Source organism: Francisella sp. XLW-1 (assembly GCF_008711455.1).
Classification (GTDB): Bacteria; Pseudomonadota; Gammaproteobacteria; order Francisellales; family Francisellaceae; genus Francisella; species Francisella salimarina.
This window is the reverse complement of the sequence record NZ_VXKP01000001.1, coordinates 15270-27219: the sequence shown is the minus strand read 5'-3', so window position 1 is coordinate 27219 and position 11950 is coordinate 15270. Positions and strand designations below refer to the sequence as shown.

The following is an 11950-nucleotide window of genomic DNA, read 5'->3' as shown; positions in this document are numbered from 1 at the left end:
TAAGTTATTTAGCTTCTTTCTATAGAAAATATATTATCCTCTATAAAAGCATAGTCATGATAACCCAACCTACTAATAGGCTTAACCTTGGAGATATCTATTTTGTTATCTGTAATAACATTGTCATTTACATGTAAACCTTTGACATAAGCAATAACCATCATATTTGTCCAACCTTCTTTTTTTCCTGGTAGTTGGTAGGTGTCATGTAGTTCACACTCTATGTACATAGGGATATTTTTGACAAAAGGAATTTTGTATATTTCAGATATACCTTTTTCAAGACCTGCTAGCTCGAATTCATCAATATCTCTAGACACGCTTTCAGAGGTTTTGTTTACCTGCTCTCTAAAGCTATAGCTAGGAACATTAATAACAAAGTTTTTAGTTTCTAAGATGTTTTTTAGAGTATCTTTGTGTCCACCTTCGATATGTTCATTAGATATTGCAAACATAATCATATATGGACTATCACAAACAGGAGCGTAGTAGCTAAAAGGTGCTAAATTAGCCACACCATTTTTATCGACAGAGCTAACCCAAGCAATTGGTCTAGGGACAAATGAGGCTTTCATAAATCCTCTAGGTAAGTTCTCAACATCGTAGTACATTTTTATATTCCTTGAAAGTATTTTATTTTATTTTTTACAAAAGTTCTCAACATACTCTAAGACAATCTCATGATGATCTTTTGTTTTAAACTTATCAAACACATGATTGATCTTGCCATCTTTGTCTATAAAGAAGCTGATTCTATGGATGCCATCATATACTTTGCCCATAAACTTCTTCTCGCCCCATACACCAAATTGCTCAGCAACTTTGTGATCTTCATCACTTAGAAGCTGTATTGTTAGGCTATCTCTTTCTTCAAATTTCTTGAGGCGTTTTGGTGCATCTGGACTAATACCCAGAACTACTGTATCAAGCTTAGCCAGTTTGTCACTAATACTACTTAGACCTATAGATTGAGTTGTACAACCTGGAGTCATCGCTTTTGGGTAGAAGTAGACTAAGACATTTTTTTTACCTTTAAAGTCGCTTAGTGATACTTCTTCATTATTTTGGTTCTCTAATTTAAAGTTTGGAGCTAATTCTCCCTGTTCTAGTGTTTTCATATATATCCTTTATGTATTATTTTAAACCTCTCAACCAATCCAACCAGCTATCAAAACCAGTGCCAGTTTTTACAGATAGCTCAAATATTTTCACATCTGAACGAATCTTTTTGATATTTGCGATACATTCTTGGATATCAAAATCTACATAAGGCGATAGATCTATCTTATTGATAACAACTACATCTGCATAATAAAACATATCAGGATATTTAAGTGGCTTATCAGCTCCCTCAGTAGTTGAGATAACAGCTACACGATGCTTTTCACCCAGGTCAAACATTGCTGGACATATTAAGTTACCAACATTCTCAATCATCACAAAACCATCTTTGATATCACCTAAGTGTTCAAAAGCATGACCAACCATGTGAGCATCTAGATGACAAGCTTTACCAGTATTTATCTGATAAGCTTTTGCACCAGCTTTACGGATTCTCTCAGCATCTAGATCTGTATGCTGATCACCTTCAACAACTACGATAGGGTGATTATTACCAAGCTCTTTGATAGTTCTCTCAAGTAGAGAGGTCTTACCAGAACCAGGACTTGATACAAAGTTAAGTGCAATGTTATTACCTTTAGCTAATACATCTCTATTTTGCTCGGCATACTTATCATTTGCATCTAGGATTGCTTTTTCTAGTTTTACAGCATCGCCTTCATGGCCATGATGATGGTGATGACTACTATCTGTTCCACATCCGCAAGTTGTACACATAATTTACTCCTTAATTAAAAACTATAGACTCTACAAGCATATCTTTACCTTTGAGAATATCTTTCTCAAAACTACCGCAGTTTGGGCATTGCTCATATAATCTGGTTAATTCAAATTCATGTTCACAAGCTTTGCATTTTGCTATAGCTTGCTCATGTATTATTTCTAGCCTTGCTTGTTCTAAGACACTATCTTTTGCAGCTACTGGGAACCAAAACTCAAAAGATTCAACATCCACACCAGCTAAATTACCGATTTTGACAACTACTTTAGATACTTTTTTAGAGTTATTTTCAGCTGCTTTCTTCGCGATACTTACGACACTTTGACACAATGAAAACTCGTGCATTAGGACAAATCCAAAACTACATGACTATAACTATATTATACCAAAATATAAGCTGTAAGTATCTGCTGACTTAAGGAGGATTAATTTTTGTTGAATTATAAATTGTACTGTTTTGGTATAGTTTAGATGGCTTGAGTTAAGCTTTTACAGTAGCTTTTCTCTTGATCAAAGAGTTTATAATCATAGCTATAAGAGTGATTATCGCACCAGCTGTTAGTATATATGCCGGAGCTAAGTTATTATTTGAGAATTTGATAGTGCTGATTACAATCATAGGTGTCAGACCACCAAAGACAGCAAATCCTAGATTATATGCAAAACCTATGCCAGTATAGCGAACATCTTGCTTAAACAAATCAATCAACATCGCAGGTATATTGCCCCAACAAAGAGCTACCAAAATAGCACTAAGAACTATAGCGATAAAATAGAAATTTTGATGTGATGTGTATGTAGTATAAATGACAAAGCTAAAAGCACATGTGGCTACTATGCTAATTAACAAAATCAAATTTCTACTAACTTTATCAGCAAATAGACCAACAGCTACACAAAGAATAGAAATAATAATCACACCAAGACTATTAATCCATGTGAAGTTATCTAAGTGAAGGTTTAGAATAGTACTAAAATATGCCGGTAATAACAAAAATAGTGTTACAAAACAAAGAGCTCCAAATGACACAATAATTGTTGAATAGATCAAGTTCCAGCGATGAGTTAGAAGCATCTTTGTAATCGGTAGAGAAAACTCTTCATTCACAAAAGGATTAAACTCTTTGATATCAATAAGCTGACGTCTAAGATAGTATGCAACAAGCCCAAACAGACCACCTAATATAAAAGGTATACGCCAGCCATAGGCAAGCATACTCTGACTTGTGAAGAACTCCAATAGCAAACTTTCAACTATAAATCCTATAGCAACACCAAGTATCAAGAATCCAAAAATCACCGCAGTCATAAAACCACGCTTCTCAGGAACAGCCTCACCAACATAAGTGATAGCACCTGGTATCTCGCCACCAACTGATATTCCTTGAGCTATTCTACATAGTACTAACAATATAGGTGCCATAATCCCAATACTACTATAAGTAGGCAATATACCAATCAAAAATGTTGATAAAGCCATAATCAAAATAGAGATTGTAAAAGTTTTTTTTCTGCCATATTTATCACCAAAATGGCCAAAGATAATACCACCAAAAGGTCTAGCAAGATAGCCAACAGCATAAGCACTGAATGCGATTAATAAAGATGTAATTGCTGATTGAATAGGAAAGAAAAGCTTAGAAATATAACTAGCGAGTAAAGCGTAGATAATAAAATCATAAAACTCAAGCATACCGCCTAAACTTGATAGTAATAGTGCTTTACGTTGATTTTTTTGTAACATATCTATTATTAGATCCTCTGTATATTAATTACTTCATTCTAGCTAAGATATTATCTTTTACTATTAACTGGTGGTGTAGAGCAGCAGCTATATGTAGTACTACTAGCACTAATAAAACTGAGGCAAAGATATAGTGATAACTAAAGATTTTGCTACCTAATTCAAAGTTTGGAGTTATGATCTCTGGAAATGGTATCACAAAGAATATCTTCCATGGATAACCCATTAGCATCGAGCCAACTACTCCCGAAAAAGCCATACCAAATGCTGAAATATATAAGCCAAGATGCACTATTTTAGCTATGATTAATTGTAGTAATGGTAGTGGCGGGTTATATGGCGGTTTGATACTAAAAAACCTAGCAACAACCAACAGAGGTATCACAAAGAAAATTACTAAACCAAAAGATTTATGCAAGGTCATAATCCATCTTGAATCAAATAGATCATAAGCATAACCGAAACCCAAGATAAGTTGAGCTATTATCAAAAAAGCCAATAAGCTATGTAGAACCCTAACAGGTAGACTATATTTCATAATCATATATAAGTTAATAAAGTGTTTTTTGATTGTATAGTATTTACAAACTTTTGAGAAATATTTTAATCTGGAGTATGCCAAATCTTTCTAAATTCTTTGAGGATTTGATCATGACGTAATAGAAAATCATTAGTATCGTATTTTTCATCATATTTCTGGGTTTTAACAACTCTTTTATCTTCATTAAGAATGATTTTATTGGTGATACTAAATACTATATCTGCGACAGGTTTGATGATTTTGCCAGTCAAAAATTTACGATAGTTTACTAAATATAGCTTAGTTTGATGCTCATTAATAGGTACAAAATAAACACAAATTTTAAGTTTATCAGCATTATTAAGTAACCAAAAGTTAGGAAAGATGTACTTTAGCATTAAACGTTGGTTTTTTAGTGCTTCTATATATTCATTACTTATATTTAGCTTTATATCTTGAGGGATTTTGTATCCTCTGCCGATAGATCTCTTATGTACAGTAGCTAAATGAGTATAATCAAGTTGGTTCTCGATACAGTGGCGGATGTTGTTATCCCATGTGTCCGTCAAAAGAGAGTACTTACCAGCAAAATCATTATATAGGTTTTGTGCAAATTCAAAAGCGTAGCTATTATCTAGTTCTTCATCAAAAACATTTATCCAAATCATGTCAGCGACAATTTTTGTTTGATAGCTTTTAACTTGTAGTTTTGGGATAGCGCTTTGAGTTTCTGGTGTGTATATACAGTTGCCTTGTGTGTCAAACCTAAAGCCATGAAAAGGACAAGCTATAGCTCCATCACATACTTTGCCTAAACTTAATTCTGCACCACGATGAGGACAACGATTTTCCATAGCTATTATTTTCTCAGCATCTTTCCATAAAACAAGATTTTTACCGAGTCTTTCTAGTTTGATAGGTTTGGATTTGATTTCTTTGATATGAGCTATAGCGTACCAAGCTTTGGGAATGTTATTTATCATTGAGCACAAAAATTAGTTTTTGCATGAGTAGAATTATACCTCAAGCTATTAGATAATTAATACTATTGAAATCTTTTAGATACTATAAATATGAGTGCAAACCAAAATAATCAAGAGATAGTCGGAGGGTTAATTCTCTTTGCTGCAGCTTTTGTTGCAATACTTATAAATAACTCACCATTATCTATCTACTATGGAATGCTTGAGACAATCAATGTCAAACTAGGAATTGAAAATCTCGTTATCGACAAAAACTTGATGCATTGGATTAATGATGGTTTGATGGCCATATATTTTTTATATATTGGTTTAGAAATCAAAAGAGAGATAATCTCAGGGGCATTATCAAAGCCCTCTAATATTATAATGCCTGCCGTAGCAGCTCTTGCAGGACTGGCAGTTCCAAGCTTGATATATTTATCAATTAACTATGATGCTAATATCACAGGTTGGGCAATACCTTCTGCGACAGATATAGCATTTACTCTAGGTATATTAGCTCTACTTGGTTCAAGAATCCCAGCAAAGCTAAAGCTATTGGTTATTACAATCGCTATTTTTGATGATATAGCTGCAATAGTAATTATTGCGATATTTTATACCAAGTCACTGTCTTTACTTTCGCTATCTTTAGGGACTCTTTTTATATTGGCGATGATTATTTGTAATAGAGTATTTAAAGTTAATAGAAGTTCTGTATATGTGGTTCTTGGTTTTTTTGCTTGGTTTTGTACGATTAAGTCTGGAGTTCATGCAACTTTGGCAGGTTTTACAACAGCGCTGTGTATTCCTTTTATAGAGAATGGCAAAGATTCTCCAGCTAATTTTATGGAAGAGTCTCTTCATCCTTGGGTTATCTATTTTATACTACCTATATTTGCATTTGCTAATGCTGGTATCAATTTCTCAGGGATGAGTGTTTCTATAATATTTGAGCCAATTACATTAGGTATTATATTGGGATTATTTGTCGGTAAGCAGTTGGGTATTTTCTCCATATTGGCTATTTCAAAGAAGCTGAAACTATTTAAGCTAGGAGAGTCTTTTTCGAGTTCTCAGATATATGGTATAAGCCTTTTATGCGGTATAGGTTTTACCATGAGTTTATTTATTGGAACTCTCGCTTTTGATGATAATCATACTCTTAATGCAATCAAAGTGGGTGTGATAGTAGGTTCTTTACTCTCAGGAGTTTGTGGTTATATAGTTCTAAGGTTTATAGCTAGAAAACCTCACTAATATAACTGTATAAGTATTTTTAATATATAATGAAATTATGATGATTCAACTCTAGTTGATTAAATGTTTGAAAGAAACTCACAACAAAATCAATCTACAAAATTCTGCTTAATGAGTTGGAACTCATACAAAATTGACTATAAAGATACAGAAGCATTCAAAGCTTATATCAGACATACATACTTTAATCACAATATTGATATCTTTTGTCTACAAGAAGCAGTACATCAGCATGATACTAAATTTCCTATCGACAAATTTGATATAAACTTCGCATCTAATATTGTATTACGTTCACATAACTATGGGGTAGCTACAGTTAGTCATTTCCCAGTGATAAAAAATGTCAAAATACTTACAACTCATCGAGAGTCTGTAATAAATACTCACAAAGCTTCTTTGATTACACATTTAAATATAGCGGGCACAAAAGTTGTTGTTGTGAATATCCATGCAATCAATTTCAAGAGTAATAAAGTTTATGAATATGAATTTGAGAAAATAAAAGAATATATCTCTCCAGAGAAGTATAAGCATCCTATTATAATCGCAGGGGATTTTAATACTTGGAATAGAAGACGAGTTAAGTTAATCAAAGATTTCTGTAGAGAGTTTAGTTTTAAAGTGGCTTTTATAGATGAGCCTCAATTAGTCAAATCTTTTCAGAGCAATCATTTAGATTTTGTATTATATAGAGGTCTAAACCTTGAAAAAGCATCTGTTTTAGATTGCAAAAAAATATCAGATCATAATCCGATTATTGCAGAGTTTTCTATCAAATAAATATTTGATTAACCACCATAAGACTTAGTTTTATCGTTGATGATGTCATAGCAAAGATCAGTCAACTCAGCGACAGAGTAATCTTTTGGATCAATAGATTTTCCAAAAGACATTCTAGCGATACCAGGCTTCACAAAGTCACCTTTTTTACGTCCAAAATATACTCCAAAGTTATGAGCCACAGGGATTATAGGAATATTTGATACTTTAGCTAGTTTCATTGCAGAGCGATGAAATTTCGGATATTCACCAACGGGCACTCTTGTACCCTCTGGGAAGATTATAATGCTTAAATTTTTATTTTCTATTCTATCTTTGCCATCCTCTAAAACTTTTTTGATTGCAGAAAGACCTTTTGATCTATCTACACCAATAGCTTCAGCAAATATGTTTGTCTTACCAAAAATTGGTTTTTCTAGTAACTCTTGCTTCATCACAAAGCAACAATCATGAACAAGGCCATAAAATACAAAAGTCTCTAACATCGACTGGTGTTTAGAAACATAAATACAGGGATAGTCTGGAATATTTTCTTTACCTTCAATTTTTACATATATTTGTAGTATGACTAGAGTTCCTAAGCGATATAAACAAGACCATATCCAGCAAACAAATAATCTAACTTTTAATGATGCTCCTAATACGCCAACAGTATTCATAAGTAAACAAGAAAATAATAATACTATATACCCGTAAACTTTGAAAACCTCCATTCTTGTTAATAATAGTAGATGAATAATTTTTTTCATCTGATAGACCTCTTCTTAACCTTTAAACTCTTTTGTTTTTTCTGTTATTACCTTATGGCAGTGAGTAGTCAGAGTCTTTGAGTCAAAATCTCTAGGATCAATGCGTTTACCAAAATCCATTCTAGCAATACCTGGCTTAATAACTTGCCCCCATTTCTTAGGGAAAAATCTCCCAAAGTTGTGAGCTACAGGAATAATATAGGTGTTAGCATCAGCTGCTAGCTTCATTGCAGAGCGCTGAAACTCTGGATACTCTCCAACTTCAACTCTTGTACCCTCTGGAAAAATTACAACATTTATGCCATCAGCTAAGCTTTGTTTACCGTCAGTGACTACTTTTTTTAGTGACTCTCTAGGCTTATCTCTATCTATAGCGATACTGCCTAAGTTTTTCATTGCTGTACCAAAGATTGGAGCATCAAAAAGCTCTTTTTTCATGATAAAGTGACACTTACCAATCAAACCATAAAACATAAATGTTTCTAGCATTGACTGATGCTTAGAAACGTATATGCAGGGATAATCTTTGTCAATGTTTATACGACCTGTTACACGGATGTATACTTGTAAAAAAACAAGCATACCTATCCAATAAAGATAAGTCCAAACTTTACAAACCGCCATTCTCCAAGAAATGGGAAGGTTAAAAAAAGTAAATATATTTATAAGTATGCTACTACCACCAATAACAGCAAACGAATAGAGTTGGAACGCAGTCATCCTGGCCCACATCAGTATATTCCAAATCTTTTTTAAAAAAGATTTCATCAAAAACTCTCCATAAATTTTAGTAGGTTTATTTAACTATCAGTTTGTACTAAAGCTTAAAATTATTGGTATCATTATACACTTTTTATAAATAGCTGCCGACAAAAAAATAAGCCTATGAAGAAAATAAGATAAGATTCTTAGATAAAAATGAAAGATTATTTTTCTAAATATTTTAACTTATCTGGAACAGATGCCCAGTTGTCAGCGTCCTCACAAGGGTCGCATTTCTCTACGATATTTGGCCAAATACCAGCAAGCTCTCTGTTTAGATCAAGCATTTGCTCTTGGCTCTCTGTAAGATCATCGCTAGATTTGATAGCATCAACAGGACACTCAGGCTCACATAAAGCACAGTCGATACATTCATCTGGGTTTATTACCAACATATTAGGACCTTCATAGAAACAGTCAACAGGACATACTTCTACACAGTCACCATATTTACATTTGATACAATTTTCAGTAACTACAAATGGCATTTTATTAAATCCTTTCGTTATTTTACTTTTGTTAAAAGAAACCCACAAATTATAGCATAGATATGGAAAAGGTAAATATTAATCTATTTTGGCAGATTATCTCTTCCAGAGTTAATATTTCGTATGGTGCTAAAGCATAAAATAAAATAGCTAAAATTAGAAATATTCATTAACAAGTGATAGTATTAGCATAGTATTTATAATAATGTTTTGGTTAAAAATGAAAGCTGAACTTGACCCAAGAAAATTAATCGCTGCGACAACAATATCTGTAGCGGTTTTATTTTTTGTAACATATCTTGTATCTATTGCTGATGGTAATAACACCTTATGTAATCCATTTATTTCTGGCTGTTCTGATATTACTCATGCTGGGTTTACATCGTATGAGAAGTATATGCTTAAGGCTATACTAATACCGACTGCTACGCTTATGGCAGTGATTTTCTTTTTTATCACACAGTTACTTGTTCAAATAAGTGATAATAAAAAATCAATAATTAAGCAAGGTAAGATAATGCTTTTCTTAGCATCTGTTGGTTGTATTGGCTTAATCATTGGGACTTCAGTAATTGATGGTCAGCAAACCCTTATGAAGGTTCACCTAAAGGGTGTTGCTGTGTTTTTTGTGCTAATGAGTATCTGTCAGGTTTGGTATACAGTTATCGAATATAAGTATTCAGATCGACTTAACAAAGTACCACTTATCTTGCGTAGATTTGCCATTTTTATAACGGCAGCTTTCTCGATATGGTCAGTATTTATGGATCAGACAACAGTTAATCACAATATTGTTGAATGGTGGGGTGTTTATGCTCTTATTTTCTGGTTCTGGACATTTTCTATTACTAAAATTAAGTAGTCCACTTACTGCACACTTTTTGTCTTTTTGCTCGAGATTCTCTAAACTTATCACTATTGTATCGTTAAATTAATTGGTATTTTTTTATGTCTATAGCATCATTGTTTAGTAATCCTAGCCTTAATCAATATATAAATGATAATTCAATAAAACTAGATAAAACTGCACAGGAGCTCTTTGATAAAGCAGCAAATGATGAGTTAAGTCACATGCTTAGTTCACCTAATCAGTTACAGCTTATTAGTCTCTTTATCAAAATGATTAATGCAAAAAATGTCTTAGAAATCGGTGTTTTTAGAGGTTTTTCAACATTGATTATGGCTCAAGCATTACCCTCTGAAGGTAAACTAGAAGCCTGTGATATTAGTTATGAATATATCAAGCCATACAAACACTTTTGGCAAGAAGCAAACGTTGAGCATAAAATTAATCTTAATATTGCACCAGCTTTAGAAACTTTAGAAAGGTTTGAAAAGCAAGCTAAGAAGTTTGACTTTGTATATATAGATGCGGATAAGCCAAATTATATTAACTACTATGAAAAAGCTTTAAAATTGGTAAACTCAGGTGGAATTATTGCAATAGATAATGTGCTCTGGTCGGGTAGGGTTGCAGATGATTGTAATAATGAGCAAAACACCTTGATTATAAGAGAGTTAAATAAATTAATTTATAATGATAGCAGAGTGGAAGCTTGTATTATTCCTATAGGAGATGGTATCAACCTAGTTAGGAAGCTTTGATTTTTATACTAGATAAATTTTGCTTAGGGCTTTTTTAGACACGTCCAAAGCTTGTTGTGTTGATTGACCCTTAGCTAAAACTACTCCCATGCGACGCTTACCATGAATTTCTTTTTTGCCAAAAATTCTAATATCTATACTTGAGTCAGCTAGAGCTTCATCAATCCCTAATATGCTAGGATCTGTAGATTCTCCTTCAAGTAATATAGCAGCAGATGATGAGGGTTGAAGAGTTTGTATTTGCGGTATTGGTAACCCTAATATTGCACGCAGATGTAATTCAAACTCATTAATGTTTTGTGATATGAGTGTTACCATGCCTGTATCGTGAGGACGAGGAGAGACTTCATTAAAAAATACTTCATCCCCCTTTATAAATAACTCAACACCAAAAACCCCATACCCCCCTAGTGCATCTGTGATCTCTTTGGCTATCTTTTGAGACTTCGCTAGAGCTATATCCGACATTGCGTGAGGTTGCCAAGAGAACCTATAATCACCATCTTTCTGGATATGTCCGATAGGATCACAAAATGAAGTACCATCTTTATGCCTAACAGTTAGAAGTGTAATCTCATAATCAAAATCTATAAATTGCTCTACAATTACACCTTTAGCATGACCTCGAGAGCCACTTTGGGCATAATTCCATGCTTTTTGAACTTCGTTATGTTCCTTGACTATAGATTGTCCTTTACCTGATGAGCTCATTACTGGCTTAATTACAAATGGTAGCCCTATAGTCTCAACAGCATCAAGATATTCTTTTTCACTATTTGCAAAAGCAAATTTAGATGTCGCTAGATCAAGTTCATTAGCTGCTAAAGATCTTATACCTTGGCGATCCATAGTGAGCTTTGTAGCTTTGGCACATGGGACAATATTGAAGTTGTAAGCCTCCAGTTTTACTAATATATCAGTGTTTATAGCTTCAATTTCAGGAACTATATATGTTGGTTTTTTTGCTAATATTAGTTGTTCAAGAGCATCAGCATTCAGCATATCTATAACGAAACTCTCATGTGCTACTTGCATAGCAGGGGCGTTTTCATAACGATCTACTGCTATGGTATGTATACCTAGTCTCTGAGCTGCTATGATAAATTCTTTACCAAGCTCACCTGAGCCAAGTAGCATGATTTTAATCTTTGGTGTTTTGCTATACATAATCAGTTATTCTTATAAAAATAATATTTAAATAATACTATATATCTAGAATTATATAAAAAATTAT

General features: G+C 33.2%; 15 protein-coding genes. 4 read left to right on the top strand and 11 right to left on the bottom strand.

From position 1 onward, the window contains the following. Positions 1-8: 8 nt before the first annotated feature. The 7 genes from F3D59_RS00135 to F3D59_RS00105 all read right to left on the bottom strand — a co-directional run bounded on the left by F3D59_RS00135 (position 9) and on the right by F3D59_RS00105 (position 5087). Positions 9-611: a flavin reductase family protein gene (locus tag F3D59_RS00135; protein ID WP_150463335.1), complete on the bottom strand. Its 603-nt coding sequence runs from the start codon at positions 609-611 to the stop codon at positions 9-11. A 27-nt stretch (positions 612-638) separates the two neighbouring features. Beyond that, complete coding sequence (bcp, locus tag F3D59_RS00130) at positions 639-1118, bottom strand: thioredoxin-dependent thiol peroxidase (RefSeq protein WP_150463334.1); 480 nt, start codon at positions 1116-1118, stop codon at positions 639-641. A 16-nt stretch (positions 1119-1134) separates the two neighbouring features. Further along, on the bottom strand, positions 1135-1839 hold the full coding sequence (hypB, locus tag F3D59_RS00125) for a hydrogenase nickel incorporation protein HypB (protein ID WP_150463333.1): 705 nt from the start codon (positions 1837-1839) through the stop codon (positions 1135-1137). 10 nt (positions 1840-1849) lie between these two features. Beyond that, positions 1850-2188: a hydrogenase maturation nickel metallochaperone HypA gene (gene hypA / locus F3D59_RS00120; RefSeq protein WP_150463332.1), complete on the bottom strand. Its 339-nt coding sequence runs from the start codon at positions 2186-2188 to the stop codon at positions 1850-1852. Positions 2189-2324: 136 nt separating this feature from the next. Beyond that, positions 2325-3587, bottom strand: coding sequence for an MFS transporter (locus F3D59_RS00115; protein ID WP_150463331.1), 1263 nt, complete (start codon positions 3585-3587; stop codon positions 2325-2327). Between the two features lie 28 nt (positions 3588-3615). Continuing rightward, positions 3616-4131 carry a cytochrome b gene (locus F3D59_RS00110; protein WP_191092373.1) on the bottom strand — a complete coding sequence of 172 codons (516 nt, stop codon included), beginning with the start codon at positions 4129-4131 and terminating at the stop codon, positions 3616-3618. Between the two features lie 59 nt (positions 4132-4190). After that, positions 4191-5087 carry an aromatic ring-hydroxylating oxygenase subunit alpha gene (locus tag F3D59_RS00105; RefSeq protein WP_150463674.1) on the bottom strand — a complete coding sequence of 299 codons (897 nt, stop codon included), beginning with the start codon at positions 5085-5087 and terminating at the stop codon, positions 4191-4193. Positions 5088-5180: 93 nt separating this feature from the next. Between F3D59_RS00105 and nhaA the strand changes: the two genes are divergently transcribed. Both nhaA and F3D59_RS00095 read left to right on the top strand, forming a co-directional pair. Then, positions 5181-6329, top strand: coding sequence for a Na+/H+ antiporter NhaA (nhaA, locus tag F3D59_RS00100; RefSeq protein WP_150463329.1), 1149 nt, complete (start codon positions 5181-5183; stop codon positions 6327-6329). Positions 6330-6392: 63 nt separating this feature from the next. Further along, positions 6393-7112 carry an endonuclease/exonuclease/phosphatase family protein gene (locus F3D59_RS00095; protein ID WP_150463328.1) on the top strand — a complete coding sequence of 240 codons (720 nt, stop codon included), beginning with the start codon at positions 6393-6395 and terminating at the stop codon, positions 7110-7112. Positions 7113-7120: 8 nt separating this feature from the next. Here the strand turns inward: F3D59_RS00095 and F3D59_RS00090 are convergent, their stop codons facing one another. From F3D59_RS00090 to fdxA, 3 genes are all read right to left on the bottom strand, one after another. Then, positions 7121-7861: a lysophospholipid acyltransferase family protein gene (locus F3D59_RS00090; protein ID WP_150463327.1), complete on the bottom strand. Its 741-nt coding sequence runs from the start codon at positions 7859-7861 to the stop codon at positions 7121-7123. Positions 7862-7876: 15 nt separating this feature from the next. Further along, positions 7877-8629, bottom strand: a complete 753-nt coding sequence (locus F3D59_RS00085; RefSeq protein WP_146421513.1) for a lysophospholipid acyltransferase family protein — start codon at positions 8627-8629, stop codon at positions 7877-7879. Between the two features lie 158 nt (positions 8630-8787). After that, positions 8788-9111: a ferredoxin FdxA gene (gene fdxA, locus F3D59_RS00080; RefSeq protein WP_013923683.1), complete on the bottom strand. Its 324-nt coding sequence runs from the start codon at positions 9109-9111 to the stop codon at positions 8788-8790. 220 nt (positions 9112-9331) lie between these two features. On the opposite strand from fdxA, the gene F3D59_RS00075 reads away from it, so the two are divergent. Continuing rightward, complete coding sequence (locus F3D59_RS00075) at positions 9332-9973, top strand: hypothetical protein (protein WP_150463326.1); 642 nt, start codon at positions 9332-9334, stop codon at positions 9971-9973. Between the two features lie 86 nt (positions 9974-10059). Then, complete coding sequence (locus F3D59_RS00070; RefSeq protein WP_150463325.1) at positions 10060-10716, top strand: O-methyltransferase; 657 nt, start codon at positions 10060-10062, stop codon at positions 10714-10716. Positions 10717-10719: 3 nt separating this feature from the next. On the opposite strand, the gene purT is transcribed toward F3D59_RS00070, so the two are convergent. Beyond that, a complete protein-coding gene (gene purT / locus F3D59_RS00065) occupies positions 10720-11883 on the bottom strand; it encodes a formate-dependent phosphoribosylglycinamide formyltransferase (protein WP_150463324.1) in 1164 nt (387 codons plus the stop codon). Between the last annotated feature and the right edge of the window lie 67 nt (positions 11884-11950).